The sequence below is a fragment of the Mycobacterium sp. ACS1612 genome (genome assembly GCF_001667505.1).
In the GTDB taxonomy this organism is placed as follows: Bacteria; Actinomycetota; Actinomycetes; order Mycobacteriales; family Mycobacteriaceae; genus Mycobacterium.
Genome location: NZ_LZHZ01000019.1, coordinates 131,053 through 148,038, shown reverse-complemented (window position 1 = coordinate 148,038; position 16,986 = coordinate 131,053). Strand labels below are relative to the sequence as shown.

Below are 16,986 nucleotides of genomic sequence, written 5' to 3'. Positions count from 1 at the left end.
CGCGGAAAGGGCCCGGCCCCGCGGCCCGCCGCAAGCCGGCCCCGCGGCGCAACCAGTCGGCGGTTTCGTCGGCCGGGGCGACCGTCGGTCGGGGAGTGCGCGCCGGCTGGTTGATGCTGGCCAAGGGCGCCGGCTCGACCGCCCGGTCCGTCGGCCGGGCCCGCGACCTCGAACCCGGGCACCGCCGCGACGGCATCGCGCTGGCCCTGCTGGGCATCGCGGTGGTGATCGCCGCCAGCTCATGGTTCGACGCCGCGCGCCCGGTCGGCGCGTGGATCGACACGTCGCTGCGCTTGATGATCGGGTCGGCCGTCGTGCTCGTCCCGCTTCTGCTGGGCGCGATCGCCGTCGTTCTGATGCGCACCGAACCCGATCCCGACGCGCGCCCCCGGCTCATCCTGGGCGCGGCGATGATCGCGCTGCCGACCCTCGGGCTCTGGCACCTGTGGGCGGGCTCGCCGACGGACCCGGCGGGGCGTCAGCATGCCGCGGGGTTCCTCGGCTTCGCAATCGGTGGGCCGCTGTCCGACGGTCTGACCGCGTGGATCGCGGCGCCGCTGCTGTTCATCGGCGCGCTGTTCGGGCTGCTGCTGGTGACCGGAACGACCATCCGCGAGGTGCCGTCGACGGTGCAGCGGATGTTCTCCGCACGCGCGTTTGGCGGCGAGTACGACGACGACTACGAAGAGGACGAGCAACCGTACGCCGAAGAGCACGAAGACTTCTCGGACGGGTACTACGACGATCAGTCCTCGCTCGGCGGCGACGAGGCGCCGTCGTGGCCGGGGGGAGCCGCGGGGGCGGCGACATTCAACGGCGGCACGCCGATGGAGAACTACCCGCTCGACGACGAGGCGCCCACGGTGCCCGAGCCTGCGGTCAAGCCGCGCAAGAAGAAACCGGCCAAGAAGCAGGCGATCGTGATGGACCGGGTGGTCGACGGACCGTACACGCTGCCGTCATTGGATCTGTTGATCACCGGCGACCCGCCGTTGCGCCGCAGCCCGGGTAACGACCGGATGATCGAGGCCATCACCGAGGTACTCAACCAGTTCAAGGTGAACGCCGCGGTCACCGGCTGCACCCGTGGGCCGACCGTCACCCGGTACGAGGTTGAACTCGGCCCCGGCGTCAAGGTCGAGAAAATCACTGCGCTGCACCGCAATATCGCCTATGCGGTGGCGACCGAGAGCGTACGTATGCTCGCGCCGATTCCCGGCAAGTCCGCCGTCGGCATCGAGGTGCCCAACGTCGACCGCGAAATGGTGCGACTCGCCGACGTGCTGACCGATCCGTCCACCCGCGGCGACCACCACCCGCTGGTCATCGGGCTCGGCAAAGACATTGAGGGCGAATACATTTCGGCCAACCTCGCGAAGATGCCGCACCTTCTGGTGGCCGGCTCGACCGGTTCGGGTAAGTCCAGCTTCGTCAACTCGATGCTGGTGTCCCTGCTGGCCCGGGCCACCCCCGAAGAGGTCAGGATGATCCTGATCGACCCGAAGATGGTGGAACTCACGCCTTACGAAGGCATTCCGCACCTGATCACGCCGATCATCACGCAGCCCAAGAAGGCCGCCGCCGCGCTGGCGTGGCTGGTCGAGGAGATGGAGCAGCGCTACCAGGACATGCAGGCGTCACGGGTGCGTCACATCGATGACTTCAACAAGAAGGTGCGCTCCGGTGAGATCACCGCACCGCTGGGAAGCCAGCGCGAATACCGGCCGTACCCGTACGTTGTCGCGATCGTCGACGAGCTCGCCGACCTGATGATGACGGCGCCCCGCGACGTCGAGGACGCCATCGTCCGGATCACCCAGAAGGCGCGCGCCGCGGGCATTCACCTGGTGCTCGCCACCCAGCGACCGTCGGTCGACGTGGTCACGGGCCTGATCAAGACGAATGTCCCGTCCCGGCTGGCGTTCGCGACGTCGTCGCTGACCGACAGCCGCGTCATCCTGGACCAGCAGGGCGCCGAGAAGCTGATCGGCATGGGCGACGGGTTGTTCCTGCCGATGGGCGCGAACAAGCCGCTGCGCCTACAGGGTGCGTTCATCACCGACGAAGAGATCCACGCCGTGGTGCAGGCCTGCAAGGACCAGGCGGAGCCCGAGTACACCGAGGGCGTCACCAACGCCAAGACGAACAGTGAGCGCACCGACGTCGACCCGGACATCGGCGACGATATGGACGTCTTCCTGCAGGCCGTCGAGCTGGTGGTGTCCAGCCAATTCGGGTCCACGTCGATGCTGCAGCGCAAGCTGCGGGTCGGCTTCGCCAAGGCGGGCCGGTTGATGGACCTGATGGAAACCCGCAACATCGTCGGGCCCAGCGAGGGCTCCAAGGCGCGCGAGGTGTTGGTCAAACCCGACGAGTTGGCCGGCACGCTGGCGTTGATCCGCGGCGGCTCGAATGCCGACGGCGGCGACGCCGACGACGAGGTCGACTAGCCCACGCCGACGCCGCCTTCGATGCCGACCCTGATCGGCGGGGGCGGCGGAAGCAGGGGCGGCTGGACTCCCACACACTGGTTGTCGATGACGGCGGTGCAGACGCCGCCGGGCGTGCACCCGTCCAGCACAATCGGCCCACTGTCACACTGCGGTGGGTCCGCGTGGGCGGGCGCGTTGGCGTTCCCCGCGGCGATGAGCGCGGCGACGGCGCAGACGACAATCCGACGTCGCATGCCTGCAACGGTACGCCCATTGCGATTTGTGTGTGTTTTGTTGCGTTGAGCGCTCCTGAACGCACACAAATCGCTACAGCGTCAACAACATTCGGGTGTTGCCCAGGATGTTGGGCTTGACGTAGGACAGGTCGAGGAACTCCGCGACACCGGTGTCGTAGGACCGGCACATCTCCTCGTAGACCTCGGCGGTGACGGGCGTGCCCTCGATCTCCTTGAAGCCGTGTCTGGCGAAGAAGTCGACCTCGAAGGTGAGCACGAAGATCCGCTGCAGGTGCAATTCTCTGGCCACGTCGAGCAGTCGGTCCACGATCGCATACCCGACGCCCTGGCCCCTGACCTTCGGGTGCACGGCGATGGTGCGGATCTCACCGAGGTCCGACCACAACACGTGCAGCGCACCGCAGCCGATCAGCTCACCGTCGGCCTCGGCGATCCAGAACTCCTGGACGGCCTCGTACAGCGTGACGAGGTTCTTCTCCAGCAGGATCTTGCCGGAATAGATGTCGACGAGCGCTTTGATGGCCGGAACATCGGACGTGCGGGCACGTCGAACGACAACCCGCTCAGGCGCTCCGCTCACACGTGCGAGAGTATCGGTTCGGACAACCGATATTCTGTTGCGGTGTCGGGCCAACCCCATATCGATCCGGCGGTCCCGCGCGCCCGTGTTGCGAATATCGCGAACGTGCTCACCGGTGTTCGGATGGTGTTGGTCCCGGTGTTCCTCGTCTTGCTCTTCGTCGGCGACGGCCATGAAACATTCTGGCGGATAGCCGCATTCGTCGTCTTCGCGGTCGCGGTCATCACCGACAGGTTCGACGGCGCGCTGGCGCGCAGCTACGGAATGGTCACCGAGTTCGGCAAGTTGGCCGACCCGATCGCCGACAAGGCGCTCATCGGAGCGGCGTTGATCGGGTTGTCGATGATCGGCGATCTGCCGTGGTGGGTGACCGTGGTCGTCATGGCCCGTGAGATCGCAATCACCGTATTGCGGTTGTCGGTGCTCCGCCACGGCGTCATACCCGCCAGCCGCGGTGGCAAGCTCAAAACCCTCGTCCAAGCCGTCGCGATCGGCTTGTTCGTGTTGCCGTTGTCAGGCGCATGGCTGACCGGCGCTTGGGTGGTGATGTACGCGGCCGTGGTGTTGACCGTGCTCACCGGCGCGGACTACGTCATTTCTGCAGTGAGGGATTCGCGTGGACGACCCGCTGGTTAGCGAAGACGCTCGCGCGCTGGTCGCCGATCTGACCGTCCGCAGGCAGAGCGTGGCCACCGCCGAGTCGTTGACCGCGGGCCTGCTCGCGGCCACGCTGGCCGGGGTCGCGGGCGCCAGCGTCGTGCTGCGCGGCGGCCTGATCACCTACATCGAAGACACCAAGATCTCGCTGGCCGGGGTCGCGCCACAGCTGCTGGACGCGGTCGGTCCCGTCGCTGCACCCACCGCGCGGGCCATGGCCGTCGGAGCCAGGCAGCGGTGCGGCGCCACCTGGGGGGTGGGCCTGACCGGGGTGGCGGGGCCCGACCCGCACGGCGGGCACCCGGTGGGCACCGTCTTCCTCGGCCTCGCAGGCCCCGTCGACACCGACGTGGTGGAGCTGGCGTTCACCGGCTCACGCTGGGACATCCGGCTGGCCGCGGTCACCGAGGCCATCGCGAGGCTGCGGGCACTCGTCGAGTCGCAGAACTGATCTTCGGCGGGCGGGAACCAACCGATAGGCGTTCGCGTTGCCCTAGTAACGGAGCCCAGCCGAGGGAGGAAATCGATGACGGCATTGCTGCGCGAGGTGATCGGCGACGTGCTGCGTCGTGCCCGCACCGAGCAGGGCCGCACCCTGCGTGAGGTGTCCGACACCGCCCGGGTCAGCCTCGGCTACCTCTCCGAGGTGGAGCGCGGCCGCAAGGAGGCGTCGAGCGAACTGCTCAACGCCATCTGCGGCGCCCTGGACATTCCGCTGTCACGGGTGCTCGCCGACGCGGGCGACGAGATGGCCCGCGAGGAACTGGCGGCGGTGTCGCGTGCCAGCGCGGCCAACATCGACGTCGCCACGAAGGTCGTCATCCCGCAGGTCGTGCCGATGGCCGTTGCCTGAGCCGCAAATCGGCCGCACAGGGTGTAGTGATCTGTGCGAAACCGATAAGTTGGCACTGAGCACACACAACGACACGAAGGCGGAAGTGATCTGATGGCCAATCCGTTCGTCAAGGCGTGGAAATACCTGATGGCGCTGTTCAGCTCGAAGGTCGACGAGTACGCCGACCCGAAGGTCCAAATCCAGCAGGCCATCGAGGAGGCTCAGCGCCAGCATCAGGCACTGTCCACGCAGGCGGCGCAGGTGATCGGGAACCAGCGTCAGCTCGAGATGCGGCTCAACCGCCAGCTCGCCGACATCGAGAAACTGCAGGTGAACGTCCGCCAGGCGCTGACGCTGGCCGACCAGGCCACCACCTCCGGTGACGCCGCGAAAGCCACCGAGTACAACAACGCCGCCGAGGCGTTCGCCGCCCAGTTGGTGACCGCCGAGCAGAGCGTCGAGGACCTCAAGACGTTGCACGATCAGGCGCTGCAGGCCGCCGGCCAGGCGAAGAAGGCCGTCGAGCAGAACGCGATGGTGTTGCAGCAGAAGATCGCCGAGCGCACCAAGCTGCTGTCTCAGCTCGAGCAGGCGAAGATGCAGGAGCAGGTGAGCGCGTCGCTGCGCTCGATGAGCGAGATTGCCGCACCGGGCAACACCCCGAGCCTCGACGAGGTGCGCGACAAGATCGAGCGCCGCTACGCCAACGCGATGGGCGCGGCCGAACTGGCGCAGAACTCGGTGCAGGGCCGGATGATGGAGGTTCAGCAGGCCAGCGTGCAGATGGCCGGCCATTCCCGCCTCGAGCAGATCCGCGCCTCGATGCGAGGTGAGCAGTTGCCGACCGGCGGCACCGCGGCAGGCGCACCTGCGACTCCGGCCACCAATCAGCAGGCGACACCGGAAAACCCGCTGTCGCAGTAACTTTCGTAGGGCAGGGCAGTGAACACACGCACGGGACGGCCGGAAGCGTGGCGCACGCTGGTGCAGCGCGGCGTCGATACCGCCGCGGAATGGACCGATGTGTTGGCCGAAAAGCTCAACGCCGCAGCGGATCCGCGCGCCAAGCTGTTGCGCAAACGGCGGTGGGCGCTGCGGCTGACAGTGTTCTTGACGGTGTCCACGCTGTTCTGGATCGCGGTGACGGCGTTGCTGGCGTCGTGGAGCACGCCGGTGTGGGCCTTGTTCATCCCGGCGCCGATCGCCGTCGGCGCGGCGTTTCTGGCGACGTTGGCGTTTGCGCGCTACCGCTGGCTGCGTGGCGAACCCCTGCCGCCGCCACGGAGTAGGAGACTGCCGCCGTGGGGGTCCGCCGCCCGGCAGCCGATGGCCGCCCTTGCCGCCTCTGAGCGTGGATTGGTCAACCTGCTCGGCGTTTTGGAGCGCGGCCGGATGCTGCCCGCCGACGAACTGCGCGAGTTGAGGGTGGCGGCCAATCAGACTTCCGCCACGATGGCGGCCACCGCCAACGAGGTGGTGTCGATGGAGCGGACGGTCAGATCAGCGCCGCAGTCGCGGCCGCACCTCGCGCCGACGATCGGCGCGTTCACCGCTCAGCTCGACCACGGGGCTCGGCAGTACAACGAATTGGTCACCGCCGCAGCGCAACTCGTGTCAGCGGCCAACACCGGGTCGATGTCCAGCTCGCCGATGTCGCAGCAGCGGTACCGCGACGAGTTGGCCAACGCGACCGACCGGCTGATGGGCTGGGCGCAGGCGTTCGACGAACTCGGCAGGCTGCGCGGCGCCTAGACGTCGTGCGAGCTCGACGGCCCTGACCGGGGACCGTACTTTGCGATGTAGGCGTCGTGAATGTGCGCTTCCTTCTGCCGTTTGAGCTCGTCGGCCAGTGCCGGGTCGAGGCCGTGTTTACGCAGCATGTGCCTGCGCCACACCTTGTTCAACGCGTGCGAGAACATCACGAACGGGATCAGGATCGGCAGCGTCATCGACAGATGCACGTCGAGTGTGGTCGGGATGAACCAGAACGGCACCATCAACAGGAACGCCGGGATGAAGACCCGCACCATCATCCTGGCCGTCGCGCCTTTGCCGGCGAGGTCCTGGCTAACCCAGTCGCGCATCGAATCGGGCAGTCGCCGCCCGTAGCTGTAACCGATGTACTCCAACAGGTTCGGTTTGGTCCGGGTGGTTCCGGAAGTTCCAGCGCTCATCTCAGTGTCTGCCTCAACGACGGGAAAACGGTTGCCGCGAGACCACGCAGCGTGCCCTTGGTGATGTCCCACAGGTCGAAGTAGTCCCGCCACAACGTGATTCGTCCCGCGTACACCTCGAACACCCCGCACACCCAGAACTGGGTACGAAGCGGCCCGATGACCAGAGCGTCGGTGCGCTCGGTCAGGACGGTGTTGCCTTCGGCGACGATGCGGTGGATCTTCACCTCGAACCCGACGCGGCCCTGCCCGCTGCGCAGGATCTTCATCAAGCGGTGCCGCCCCCGCACGGTGGCCCAGCCGACGTTCTGCCACACGATGGTGTCGGCGGACGCCGCCTCGACGGTGTCGTAGTCCTCGTCCTGCAGGGCGTAGAGGAAGGTTTCGACGGTGCGGGCGTTGTCGACGTCCGAACTCACCCCGGAAGCCTGGTCGGTCATGGCAGCAAGCGTAATCCCCGGCGGCTGTGGCAGGGTAAGCGCGTGCGGGTCGCCGTGGTTGCCGGGCCGGATCCCGGGCACGCTTTTCCTGCCATTGCGCTGTGCCTGGAGTTCTCGGCCGCGGGCGACACACCGACGCTGCTCACGGGCGCGCAGCGGCTGCAGGCCGCCCGCCGCGCGGGGGTGCACGCCGTCGAACTCGCAGGACTCGACCCCACCACGGCCGACGACGACAGCGATGCCGGGGCGAAGATCCACCAGCGGGCCGCCCGGATGGCGGTGCGCAACGCGCCGCTGCTGCGTGATTTGGCGCCTGAGCTGGTGGTCTCCGATGTGATCACCGCCTGCGGCGGCTTGGCGGCCGATCTGCTCGGGCTGCCGTGGGTCGAGCTCAATCCCTCTCCGCTGTACCGGCCGTCGAAGGGCCTGCCGCCGCTGGGCAGCGGCCTGGCGCCCGGCGTCGGGCTGCATGGCAAGCTGCGCGACACCGTGATGCGGGCGCTGACCGCCCGGTCCTGGCGGCAGGGGCTGCGTCAGCGAGAGGCAGCCAGAGCCGAAATCGGTTTGCCCGCACGAGATCCCGGGCCGCGGCGGCGGCTGATTGCGACGTTGCCCGCGCTCGAAGTTCCGCGGCCCGACTGGCCGCAGGAGGCCAAGGTGGTGGGCCCGCTGCATTTCGAACCGACGGACGCGGTGCTGCGGGTGCCCCGGGGCGCAGGCCCGCTGGTGGTGGTGGCGCCGTCGACGGCCGTGACCGGCGCCGGCGGTCTGGCGGAGATGGCGCTCGAGGAGTTACGACCGGGGGAGACGCTGCCCGACGGCGCCCGCATTGCCGTGTCCCGGCTGGGCGGACCTGAGCTGGCCGTGCCGCCGTGGGCGGTGGTCGGGATGGGCAGGCAGGACGAACTGCTGGCGCACGCCGATCTGGTGATCTGCGGGGGTGGCCACGGGCTGGTGGCCAAGGCGCTGCTCGCGGGTGTGCCGATGGTGGTGGTGCCGGGCGGCGGAGATCAGTGGGAGATAGCGAATCGCCTTGTGCGCCAAGGCAGTGCACAGCTCGTCCGGCCGCTGACCCCGGAATCGCTGGTGGCCGCTGTCGATGAGGTGTTGTCGTCGCCGCGGTACCGTGACGCGGCCCGGCAAGCCGGGGCGAGCATCGTCGACGTCGACGATCCGGTACGGGTGTGCCATGAAGCGCTCGCCCCGTCGGCGTAAATTGGTCGCGTGCGGTTGACCGAATTCAACGAGCTCGTCGAAGGCCAGTTCGGGCCCGTGCGCGCCGCATCGATGCTCGTCGACCACGCCCTTTCGGAATTCGGCGGGCGGACCGCGGCCCAGGCCATCGAGGACGGCATCGACCCGCGCGACGTCTGGCGCGCGCTGTGCGCAGACTTCGACGTCCCGCGCGACCAATGGTGATTTATGTGCGTTGACGCGCGCTGAGCGCTCCAACACGCGCACAAATCGCTAGCGTTTGTCCTCGGCGCGGCCTGTGCCCGGCGTATGGGCGGGGCCGACCATGTCGTCGTCACGATCGGGTCCACCGCTGCCCGCGGCGGGCTGTTCTTGAGCAGGTGACGTGGTCGAGCCACCGGCGGTCTGACCCTTGCTGTGTGGGTCGGTCGTAGGCGCGGTGGCCCCGCCCGTCCTGGCGCCTTCCTTTTCCGTGGTCTCGCCCGAATCGGCCGACGTCTTGCGGCCCTCGTACGGCGGCACTTCGGGCTCGACGTCGCGCGGCGGGTCCTGGGTGAAGCCCGTCTGGAAATCGGGCTTGCCCTCCTCGCCGTATTGCGGAACCGACTCGTCGCCCTCGTATGCGCCAGACGGCCGATCTGTTCCGGCTGACGGCTCGTCGGATCCGGTGTCTCGCGATCCCTTTTCCTCTGGTTTGGTCATGGCAACTCCTCACAGTGACATATGAGCGGACTACCCGCGCTCGCTCGCGTACAAGCGCGAGCAGACGCAGAAACGTACTATCTGCAACCCAACTGCCCCCTTCTGCGTCTGCTCGCGGGCCAGTGCGTCAGCGCTGGCCCAGCAACTGCGCGGTCTCGCGGTGCAGCCTGCCGAAGTTGTAGTAGGCCGCACACGCGCCTTCCGGCGACACCATGCAGGTGCCGATCGGGGTCTCCGGCGTGCAGGCGGTGCCGAACACCTTGCACTCCCACGGTTTGATCACGCCCTTGAGCACTTCACCGCATTGGCACGCCTTGGGGTCGGCGACCCGCACGCCGGGCATGTCGAATTTGCGTTCGGCATCGAACTCGGCGTAGTCGGGGTGCACCTTCAACGCGCTCTGCGAGATGAATCCCAGTCCGCGCCACTCGAAGTGGGGCCGCAACTCGAAGGTCTCAGCCATCAGCTTCAGCGCCTGGGTGTTGCCCTCCGGTCGCACCACCCGGGTGTACTGGTTCTCCACCTCGCACCGGCCGTCGCGGATCTGTTGCAGCAGCATGTGCACCGAGGCGAGGATGTCGAGCGGCTCGAATCCCGCCACCACCATCGGCTTTCCGTACACCTGCGGCACGAACCGGTACGGCCGCAGGCCCACCACGGTGGACACGTGGCCCGGCCCGAGGAACCCCGAGAGCCGCAGATCGGGCGACTCGAGGATCGCCTTGATCGGCGGCACGATCGTGACGTGGTTGCAGAACACGCTGAAGTTGCGCACACCCAGTGCGCGCGCCCGGACAAGCGTCACCGCGGTCGACGGCGCCGTCGTCTCGAAACCGACCGCGAAGAACACCACGCGCCGGTCGGGGTTGTCCAGCGCCACCTTGAGTGCGTCCAGCGGTGAATAGACAAACCGCACGTCGGCGCCGCGGGCCTTGGCCTCGATTAGGTTTCCCCTCGATCCGGGTACGCGCATCATGTCGCCGAACGTGGTGAAGATCACGCCGGGTTGTTCGGCCAGCCACATCGCGTCGTCCACCCGGCCCATCGGAATCACGCACACCGGGCAGCCGGGGCCGTGCACCAGCTCGACCGTTTCGGGCAGTAGGTGTTCGATGCCGTGCCGGTAGATGGTGTGCGTGTGGCCGCCGCACACCTCCATGAACTTGAACTCGTCACCGCCTGCCAACTCGGTGATCGATTTGACCAACGCGCGCGCCGCGGCTGGGTCGCGGAATTCGTCGACGAACTTCATGTCAAGCCTCTCAAGCGATTTCGGATTCGTTGAACGCGTCGATCTCCTGCTGGTAGTTCTCGCCCATCTTCTGTACCTGATCGAGCGTCATCGCCGCCTCGCGCTCGTCGATCTTCGCCATCGCAAAGCCGACGTGCACCAGCACCCAGTCGCCGACTTGCAGGTTGTCGTCGGCCAGCAGGCGCACGCTGATGGTGCGCCGGACCCCGTTCACGTCGACCTTGGCCAGCGATTGTTCGGCGTCGACGATGTCGACGACCTGGCCAGGTATTCCAAGGCACATGGCCGGTCTCCTCTCAGCAGATCCTGGGCAGCGGGTCGCCGACGAGCATGTCGACGATCCGGCTGCCGCCGAAAGACGTTCTCAGCGCGACGATTCCGGGCGGCTCGGGCGCGATCTCGCCGACCACCGCGGCGTCGGCGCCTTGCGGATGTTCGCGCAGCGCGGCCACCGCCGCGTCCGCCTCTTTGGAGGCGACTATCGCGACGAACTTGCCTTCGTTCGCCACGTACAGCGGGTCGATGCCCAACATGTCGCAGGCGCCGAGCACCTGCGGTTGCACGGGTAGCGCGGCCTCGTCGAGGATGACCGCGAACGGGCGGTCCTTCACCAGCTCGTTAGCGACGGTGCCGACGCCGCCGCGAGTCGCATCACGCATCCACCGCGTGGACGGTGCTGCAGCGAAGAGGATTTCGACGAGTTCGTGCACGGGCGCGGTGTCGGACGCGATGTCGGCGTCGATGGCCAGGTCGCCACGGGCCAGCATGACGGCCATCCCGTGTTCTCCGATGGTCCCGGACAGCAGCACCTTGTCGCCGGGCACGACGCTTTCACGGGACAACTGCCTGCCGTCGGGGATCACACCAACGCCGGCGGTGCAGATGTAGACGCCGTCGGCGGCGCCCTTGCCGACGACTTTGGTGTCGCCGGTGACAATCTGGACGCCGGCATTGGCCGCGGCCTCGCTCATGTCGGCCACGATCTCGCGGAGTTCGGCGATCGGGAAGCCTTCCTCGATGACGAACGCCGCCGACAGCCACTGCGGCCGAGCGCCTGACACCGCGAGGTCGTTGATGGTGCCGTGCACCGCGACGTGGCCGACGGAGCCGCCCGGAAAGCGCCGCGGGGAAACGACATACGAGTCGGTCGAGAAGGCGAGTCGTTCGCCCGACGGGGTGCGCAGCGCCGCGGCATCGCCGAGTTGTTCGAGTTCGTCGTTGCGGAACGCCTCGAGGAACACTGCGTCGACGAGCGCCGCCGACGACTTGCCGCCTGCGCCGTGCGCGAGCGTCACCACATCGTCGAGCAGTCGTGGCCTGCGCTGGCGGAACTTGTCGATCCGTTCCAGCACCCGGTCTTCGCGGTCGGCGGTGGTGCTCATGCCCGTGCCCCCGACAACGGGCGCGCCATGTGCTCCTGAGTGACCGACCACAGCCGGTAGCCGAGCATCGCGTGGCTTTCCTGAATGCGGTGGATGCTCTGCGAATGCACGGTGTAGCAGAAGTCGAACTCGTCGGCGGCGGCCATCCTGCCACCGTCGTGCCCGGAGAACCCGATGGTCAGCAGCCCGCGCTGCTTCGCCTCGCCGATCGCGGTCATCAGGTCTTCGGAGTTGCCCGACGTCGACAATGCGACCGCCACATCGCGATCCCGTGCGTGCGCGATGATCTGGCGCTTGAAGATCAGATCGAACCCGACGTCGTTGCCCAACGCGGTCACCACCGCTTCGTCGGCGGCGAGCGACCACGCCGCCACCGGGCGACCTCGCGCAGGCCGACTGAACAGCGTCGCCAGCGTCGCGGCGTCGGTGGAACTGCCGCCGTTGCCAAGCGTGTAGAGCCTGCCGCCGCGCAGGAACCGCTCTGCCATCTGGATTCCTGCCGCCGTCAGGCCAGCCGCGTACTCGTCGAGCGACTCTTGTTGCAGGCGTGCGCTTTCGGCAGCTTTGCCGCGGGCCGACGCGGCCAGATCGTCGAGCAGGCTGGTGGCGTCGCTCTCCTCTGAGTCGATGAACGGATACAGAAAACCCGTGTTCTCGTGAGTCGTCATGCGTTGACCTCCATACGTGTGATCGCCGCTCCGGCGTGCACCAGGATCAAGTCGTTGACGCGCGCCTCGGGAAGGATCGTGGTGTCCACCCACTCCTCACCGCCTGCGGTGCGCACGAGCGCTCGGCCGTCCACAGGCTCGAGCACCACTTCGCCCAGTCGCCCCTCGTCGCTGCACGTCACGCACACCTCTTCTGCCGCTGGCGGTTTGAGCAGCCCTGGGTGTTCGAAACAGACGTGGGTGAGCTCCCACAGCAGGTGATACATGAGTACGAAGGTGCCGGTGGCGGGCACCATCGGGTCGTCGGAGTCGATCCACAGGACGTGGTCGGCCGAACCCGCCGGCGGTCGCGGGCCCGAGCCGATCCACAGTGTGAGCACACCCCACGCGGGTGCGCGCCGCATCGCGTCGACGACCGCGGGCTGATCCGCGGACGCTACCGCGATCAGCAGGTCACCCGGCCGACTGGCGACCCTGGCCTGCGCGACGGGGTCCGGATCGACCAGCGCCACGGACGGCAGTGCCCGTTTCCCCACGATCACCGGATGGACGAACTCGACGGCGACGTGGTGGGCGTGCGGTTCCCACTGCGGCGCGATCACCCACAACGTGGCGCCGTCGTGGAATCTGCGCGCCAAATCCAGTGCCGCGGCGGCCAGGTCGGCGGACAACTCGACGCCGATGTACGACCCCCCGAGTTGCGTCGTCGTCATTTCCGATCTCCCCTCGAACTGTTCACCACGTCGAGCGTGGCCGATGTGGCGGATTCCAATGCGGTGCATTGGTCGTCGGTGAGCGTCTGGCACACCCAATTCCAATGCGCGGCGACGATCGATCCCGGCTCGGGAGTGCCGGTCAGGGCGAGCCCAGCCTTCCGCCACTGCACCCGCTCGGGTTGGGGCGGGCCGAGGGTGAGCATCCTGTCGGCGTATCGCAGCGGCTGCGACGTCATCACCACCTGGTCGCCGTCGACCGATTCGACGGTTCCCCAGCGGATCCGGCAGTCCTGCATCACACCAAGCGCCGTCGCAGGATCGCGGTCGAGGAACCGCATCCACGGGTACACCACGAATACGTGGAAACTATGATGCGCCAATATGTTCGGGCCGGGCATGACCGCGTCGAGCAGTCCGGTGACCTGCCCGGTGAACGATGCGCGCAGCGTCGCCAGCAGATCGGCGGGATCCACCTTGGCCAGCGCCGGGCCGCCCACCCAGTAGCTGTGGACGATCTCCTCGTCGAGGGGATCGCAGGCGCCGACCGCTTCGGCGATGGCCGACAGGTAGGGCCAGGCGCCGTCGAACTCCCTGGCGTGCGCAGCCAACCCGGATGCGTCGCCGCCCGTCGGCCCGCAGTAACCGAGCTCGTTCGGCGGGTACGCGTACTGTTCGAACAAGGTCATCCGCTGGCACCCACCATCAGTTGGCCCAACGCGATACCGCCGTCGTTAGGTGGCACCGCGTGGTGGGTGATCGCGTCGATTCCTCGGGCCTGCAAGCCATCCAACGTCAACTGCAGCAGCAGCGCGTTCTGGAAAACCCCGCCGGACAAGGCGACGGTCGGCACGGCGTCACCTGCCGCGGCGGCGACGTCGACGATCAGGTCGGCCACGGCGCGATGGAACCGCGCACCGATCACGCCTGCAGGCACGCCGGCGCGCTGGTCGCTCACCACCGCGCGCAGCACGGGCCGCGGGTCTATCACGTCGTCGTGCACATGGAAGGCGTAGCCGCCGGCGCCGCAGTCGCCACCGCGGGACAGGCCCTCCAACTCGATCGCCGCCTGGGCTTCGTAGGCCACCACCTCTCGCACACCGACGAGCGCGGACACCGCGTCGAACAACCGGCCCATGCTCGAAGTCGGCACACACCCGAGGCCGGTGTCGAGTTGGTGGCGCAGCACCCGTAGCTCGTCGGCCGGGCATGCGGCCACCGGCGCGAGGTCCTCGTCCCAAGGGATTTCGGCCGACCACAGGTGCGAAAGCGCCATCCGGTACGGCCGCAGCACGCTGACATCGCCGCCCGCGAGCGGTACGTACGACAGGTGCGCCAGCCGTCGGTAGCCCTTGTACGTGGCGAGCAGCACTTCGCCGCCCCACACCGCCGCGTCCGGCCCGTACCCCGTCCCGTCGAACGCGAAGCCGAGCACCTGCTGCGACTCGTCGAGGCCGTGTTCGGCCATCACCGCGGCGATGTGCGCGTGGTGGTGTTGCACCGTCCGCACGGGCAGGCCTGCGGCGTTGCGGTGCGCCCACGCGGTCGACCGGTACAGCGGATGGGCGTCGGCAACCAGCATTTCCGGTTCGACGGCGGTCAGTTCGCGCAGGTGCTGCTGCGCGGCATCGAAGGCGGACAGCGTCGCGAGGTCGTCCATGTCGCCGATGTGCTGGCTCAGCCACGCGTACTTGCCGTCCGCGACGGCCATCGTGTTCTTCAGGTCCGCCCCGACCGCCATGGTCGGCGGCACCGCGACCGGAAGCGCGATCGGCAGCGGTGCGTACCCGCGGGACCGCCGGATCGCCAATTCCTGGGCGCCAACCACTCGCACCACGGAGTCGTCGCACGGCACCAGGATCTCCCGGTCGTGCATCAGCCAGCCGTCGGCCAGTTGCGAAAGCCGCTGGCGCGCATCGTCGTCGGCGTAGCAGATCGGCTCACTCGCCAGGTTGCCCGACGTCATCACCAGCACAGCAGGCCCGTCCGGGTCGCCGGGCAGCCCGAACAGCAGCGTGTGCAGCGGCGTGTAGGCGGTCATCACGCCGAGGTCGGGATTGCGCGGCGCCACCGCGTCGGCGACCGGTGCACCATGCCGACGCGGCATCAGCACGATCGGCCGCTGCGGGCCGGCCAACAACCGTGCCGACGCATCGTCGACGTCCGCGACGGCACGCGCCGTGGCCAGGTCGAGGACCATCACCGCGAACGGCTTGTCGCCACGCCGCTTTCGCCGACGCAGTTCTGCGACCGCCTGCGCGTCGCCGGCGTGGCAGGCCAGGTGGTAGCCGCCGACACCCTTGATCGCCAGGATGCCGCCGTCACGCAACAGGTCCCGCGCCGACACCACAGCGTCGTCACCGTCGACCACCCGGTCGTCGCTGGTGTAGCGCAACCGCGGCCCACAGTTCGGGCAGCACACCGGCTGGGCGTGGAACCGTCGGTCGGTGGGATCGGTGTACTCCCTGGCACATTCGGCACACATCGGGAACGACGCCATCGTGGTGGCGGCGCGGTCGTAGGGCAGGCCGGCGATGAGCGTGAAGCGGGGGCCGCAGTTGGTGCAGTTGATGAAGGGGTGGCGGTAGCGCCGGTTCGCCGGGTCGCGCAACTCGGCCGCGCAGTCGGCGCACATCGCGACGTCGGGAGAGGCCAGTGTGCGGCCACCGCCTGCGCGCGTGGTATCGGCGATGGTGAAGCCGGTGCCGCCGACAAGCGGGACGTCCTGACTCTCAACCGATTCGATGACCGAGAGCGGCGGTGGGCTGTCGCGTAGCCGCACCAGGAAGCGCTCGAGATCTGCTGTGTCGCCCTCGATCTCGATGACCGCGCCGGTGGTGTCGTTGCGTACCGACCCGGACAAGCCCAGGGCGGCCGCGCATGTGTAGACGAACGGACGGAAGCCCACTCCCTGGACCACCCCGTGCACGCAGACACGTAACCGGCGCCGGGTCGTCATGGCGACGTCTCGGTTTCGCGGGCCCTGCCCATCAGTTCCAGGCCCTCCATCGCGGCAGCGGCGCCCGCATCGTCGGTCTTCTCGACGACGAACCCCATGTGGATGATCACCCAGTCGCCGGGCTCGAATGTCTCCTCGGGCAGCATCCCGACGTTCACCTTGCGCTGCTCACCGACGACGTCGACCAGCGCGAGTTGGTCGCCGTAGCCCTCCAGCATGTGGATGACGCGACCCGGAATGCCAAGACACATGGTCAGCCTCCCTTCACCGGTGCGAGCAGGCGGGCCAGCACATCTTCCAGCGCGCGGACGGCGTCCGGAATGGCGGTGGCAACCTCATCGGAAAGCCCGATGCCTTCCTCGACGTTTGCTGCCTCGCAGCCGATCACCACGGTGTACGGCGGTGTGCCGCCAAGAGCGCGCAGGCTGGCGAACACCGCACCGGGATCCATCGCGTGCGCATCCAGACCTGCTGTAGCGGTGAGGCTTTCGTGGTCAGCCTCGAATACGTGGATGGTGCCCGGCGCACCGCGGCTGGGGATCGCGTCGATCAGGACCAACGCTTCGCAGCCGTCGAGCAGCTCGTAGGCCAGGTGCATGCCCTTGATGCCGTAATCCACCAACTCGACGCGCGGACCCGCGAGCCGATGCGGGACATGGCGCATCACCTCGGGGCCGAAACCGTCGTCCCCGAGGAAGATGTTGCCGATTCCGGCTACCAGAATCCGGGACGTGAGAACAC

At 68.0% G+C, this 16,986-nt stretch carries 22 protein-coding genes; 8 read left to right on the top strand and 14 right to left on the bottom strand.

Features of this window, described 5'->3' with window-relative positions; all coding sequences use genetic code 11:
- Positions 1–113: 113 nt before the first annotated feature.
- Positions 114–2,450 (top strand): DNA translocase FtsK, encoded by a 2,337-nt coding sequence (locus A5724_RS07750; protein ID WP_067798868.1) that lies wholly within the window; start codon positions 114–116, stop codon positions 2,448–2,450.
- On the opposite strand, the gene A5724_RS07745 is transcribed toward A5724_RS07750, so the two are convergent.
- The gene (locus A5724_RS07745) at positions 2,447–2,686 is read right to left on the bottom strand and encodes a hypothetical protein (protein ID WP_067798758.1); all 240 of its coding nucleotides are present in this window, start codon (positions 2,684–2,686) and stop codon (positions 2,447–2,449) included. The two genes, A5724_RS07750 and A5724_RS07745, sit on opposite strands and share 4 nt — an antisense overlap.
- Before the next feature lie 73 nt (positions 2,687–2,759).
- Entirely contained in the window at positions 2,760–3,269 is a 510-nt protein-coding gene (locus A5724_RS07740; RefSeq protein WP_067798755.1) for an amino-acid N-acetyltransferase, read from the bottom strand.
- Positions 3,270–3,311: 42 nt separating this feature from the next.
- Between A5724_RS07740 and pgsA the strand changes: the two genes are divergently transcribed.
- The 5 genes from pgsA (at position 3,312) to A5724_RS07715 (ending at position 6,513) form a co-directional block, all read left to right on the top strand.
- The gene (gene pgsA / locus A5724_RS07735; protein WP_067798745.1) at positions 3,312–3,905 is read left to right on the top strand and encodes a CDP-diacylglycerol--glycerol-3-phosphate 3-phosphatidyltransferase; all 594 of its coding nucleotides are present in this window, start codon (positions 3,312–3,314) and stop codon (positions 3,903–3,905) included.
- Positions 3,886–4,377: a CinA family protein gene (locus tag A5724_RS07730; RefSeq protein WP_067798742.1), complete on the top strand. Its 492-nt coding sequence runs from the start codon at positions 3,886–3,888 to the stop codon at positions 4,375–4,377. Before pgsA ends, A5724_RS07730 begins: the two co-directional genes overlap by 20 nt.
- 75 nt (positions 4,378–4,452) lie before the next feature.
- Positions 4,453–4,779 carry a transcriptional regulator ClgR gene (gene clgR / locus A5724_RS07725; RefSeq protein WP_067798740.1) on the top strand — a complete coding sequence of 109 codons (327 nt, stop codon included), beginning with the start codon at positions 4,453–4,455 and terminating at the stop codon, positions 4,777–4,779.
- Between the two features lie 93 nt (positions 4,780–4,872).
- A complete protein-coding gene (gene pspA, locus A5724_RS07720; RefSeq protein ID WP_067798737.1) occupies positions 4,873–5,685 on the top strand; it encodes a phage shock protein PspA in 813 nt (270 codons plus the stop codon).
- Positions 5,686–5,703: 18 nt separating this feature from the next.
- The gene (locus A5724_RS07715; RefSeq protein ID WP_067798734.1) at positions 5,704–6,513 is read left to right on the top strand and encodes a hypothetical protein; all 810 of its coding nucleotides are present in this window, start codon (positions 5,704–5,706) and stop codon (positions 6,511–6,513) included.
- On the opposite strand, the gene A5724_RS07710 is transcribed toward A5724_RS07715, so the two are convergent.
- Together A5724_RS07710 and A5724_RS07705 are read right to left on the bottom strand one after the other, a co-directional pair.
- Complete coding sequence (locus tag A5724_RS07710) at positions 6,510–6,935, bottom strand: DUF5313 domain-containing protein (protein WP_067798731.1); 426 nt, start codon at positions 6,933–6,935, stop codon at positions 6,510–6,512. The genes A5724_RS07715 and A5724_RS07710 overlap by 4 nt on opposite strands.
- Complete coding sequence (locus A5724_RS07705; RefSeq protein WP_067798728.1) at positions 6,932–7,375, bottom strand: limonene-1,2-epoxide hydrolase family protein; 444 nt, start codon at positions 7,373–7,375, stop codon at positions 6,932–6,934. Before A5724_RS07705 ends, A5724_RS07710 begins: the two co-directional genes overlap by 4 nt.
- A gap of 42 nt (positions 7,376–7,417) precedes the next feature.
- On the opposite strand from A5724_RS07705, the gene A5724_RS07700 reads away from it, so the two are divergent.
- Positions 7,418–8,590 (top strand): glycosyltransferase, encoded by a 1,173-nt coding sequence (locus A5724_RS07700; protein WP_067798725.1) that lies wholly within the window; start codon positions 7,418–7,420, stop codon positions 8,588–8,590.
- Between the two features lie 9 nt (positions 8,591–8,599).
- Positions 8,600–8,794, top strand: a complete 195-nt coding sequence (locus tag A5724_RS07695) for a DUF3046 domain-containing protein (protein WP_067798722.1) — start codon at positions 8,600–8,602, stop codon at positions 8,792–8,794.
- A gap of 48 nt (positions 8,795–8,842) precedes the next feature.
- Here the strand turns inward: A5724_RS07695 and A5724_RS07690 are convergent, their stop codons facing one another.
- From A5724_RS07690 to A5724_RS07645, 10 genes are all read right to left on the bottom strand, one after another.
- The gene (locus A5724_RS07690; RefSeq protein ID WP_067798719.1) at positions 8,843–9,271 is read right to left on the bottom strand and encodes a hypothetical protein; all 429 of its coding nucleotides are present in this window, start codon (positions 9,269–9,271) and stop codon (positions 8,843–8,845) included.
- A gap of 127 nt (positions 9,272–9,398) precedes the next feature.
- Complete coding sequence (hypD, locus tag A5724_RS07685) at positions 9,399–10,523, bottom strand: hydrogenase formation protein HypD (protein ID WP_067798718.1); 1,125 nt, start codon at positions 10,521–10,523, stop codon at positions 9,399–9,401.
- 10 nt (positions 10,524–10,533) lie between these two features.
- On the bottom strand, positions 10,534–10,806 hold the full coding sequence (locus A5724_RS07680; RefSeq protein ID WP_067798716.1) for a HypC/HybG/HupF family hydrogenase formation chaperone: 273 nt from the start codon (positions 10,804–10,806) through the stop codon (positions 10,534–10,536).
- 13 nt (positions 10,807–10,819) lie between these two features.
- Positions 10,820–11,905, bottom strand: a complete 1,086-nt coding sequence (gene hypE, locus A5724_RS07675) for a hydrogenase expression/formation protein HypE (protein WP_067798714.1) — start codon at positions 11,903–11,905, stop codon at positions 10,820–10,822.
- Positions 11,902–12,573: an SIS domain-containing protein gene (locus A5724_RS07670; RefSeq protein ID WP_067798711.1), complete on the bottom strand. Its 672-nt coding sequence runs from the start codon at positions 12,571–12,573 to the stop codon at positions 11,902–11,904. Before A5724_RS07670 ends, hypE begins: the two co-directional genes overlap by 4 nt.
- Positions 12,570–13,286, bottom strand: coding sequence for a HypC/HybG/HupF family hydrogenase formation chaperone (locus A5724_RS07665; RefSeq protein WP_067798709.1), 717 nt, complete (start codon positions 13,284–13,286; stop codon positions 12,570–12,572). Before A5724_RS07665 ends, A5724_RS07670 begins: the two co-directional genes overlap by 4 nt.
- Positions 13,283–13,975: a DUF6390 family protein gene (locus A5724_RS07660; RefSeq protein WP_067798706.1), complete on the bottom strand. Its 693-nt coding sequence runs from the start codon at positions 13,973–13,975 to the stop codon at positions 13,283–13,285. Before A5724_RS07660 ends, A5724_RS07665 begins: the two co-directional genes overlap by 4 nt.
- Complete coding sequence (hypF, locus tag A5724_RS07655) at positions 13,972–16,245, bottom strand: carbamoyltransferase HypF (protein ID WP_067798701.1); 2,274 nt, start codon at positions 16,243–16,245, stop codon at positions 13,972–13,974. Before hypF ends, A5724_RS07660 begins: the two co-directional genes overlap by 4 nt.
- Positions 16,242–16,496: a HypC/HybG/HupF family hydrogenase formation chaperone gene (locus A5724_RS07650; RefSeq protein ID WP_067798698.1), complete on the bottom strand. Its 255-nt coding sequence runs from the start codon at positions 16,494–16,496 to the stop codon at positions 16,242–16,244. The genes hypF and A5724_RS07650 overlap by 4 nt, the downstream gene beginning before the upstream one ends.
- 2 nt (positions 16,497–16,498) lie before the next feature.
- On the bottom strand, positions 16,499–16,969 hold the full coding sequence (locus tag A5724_RS07645) for a hydrogenase maturation protease (RefSeq protein WP_082964914.1): 471 nt from the start codon (positions 16,967–16,969) through the stop codon (positions 16,499–16,501).
- Positions 16,970–16,986 lie beyond the last annotated feature (17 nt).

Coding starts and splice junctions, on each gene's coding strand:
- A5724_RS07705 (WP_067798728.1), bottom strand. CDS start 7,375: ATGACCGACCAGGCTTCCGGGGTGAGTTCGGACGTCGACAACGCCCGC.
- A5724_RS07750 (WP_067798868.1), top strand. CDS start 114: ATGCTGGCCAAGGGCGCCGGCTCGACCGCCCGGTCCGTCGGCCGGGCC.
- hypD (WP_067798718.1), bottom strand. CDS start 10,523: ATGAAGTTCGTCGACGAATTCCGCGACCCAGCCGCGGCGCGCGCGTTG.
- A5724_RS07660 (WP_067798706.1), bottom strand. CDS start 13,975: ATGACCTTGTTCGAACAGTACGCGTACCCGCCGAACGAGCTCGGTTAC.
- hypF (WP_067798701.1), bottom strand. CDS start 16,245: ATGACGACCCGGCGCCGGTTACGTGTCTGCGTGCACGGGGTGGTCCAG.
- pspA (WP_067798737.1), top strand. CDS start 4,873: ATGGCCAATCCGTTCGTCAAGGCGTGGAAATACCTGATGGCGCTGTTC.
- A5724_RS07710 (WP_067798731.1), bottom strand. CDS start 6,935: ATGAGCGCTGGAACTTCCGGAACCACCCGGACCAAACCGAACCTGTTG.
- A5724_RS07650 (WP_067798698.1), bottom strand. CDS start 16,496: ATGTGTCTTGGCATTCCGGGTCGCGTCATCCACATGCTGGAGGGCTAC.
- A5724_RS07670 (WP_067798711.1), bottom strand. CDS start 12,573: ATGACGACTCACGAGAACACGGGTTTTCTGTATCCGTTCATCGACTCA.
- A5724_RS07690 (WP_067798719.1), bottom strand. CDS start 9,271: ATGACCAAACCAGAGGAAAAGGGATCGCGAGACACCGGATCCGACGAG.
- clgR (WP_067798740.1), top strand. CDS start 4,453: ATGACGGCATTGCTGCGCGAGGTGATCGGCGACGTGCTGCGTCGTGCC.
- hypE (WP_067798714.1), bottom strand. CDS start 11,905: ATGAGCACCACCGCCGACCGCGAAGACCGGGTGCTGGAACGGATCGAC.
- A5724_RS07665 (WP_067798709.1), bottom strand. CDS start 13,286: ATGACGACGACGCAACTCGGGGGGTCGTACATCGGCGTCGAGTTGTCC.
- A5724_RS07680 (WP_067798716.1), bottom strand. CDS start 10,806: ATGTGCCTTGGAATACCTGGCCAGGTCGTCGACATCGTCGACGCCGAA.
- A5724_RS07745 (WP_067798758.1), bottom strand. CDS start 2,686: ATGCGACGTCGGATTGTCGTCTGCGCCGTCGCCGCGCTCATCGCCGCG.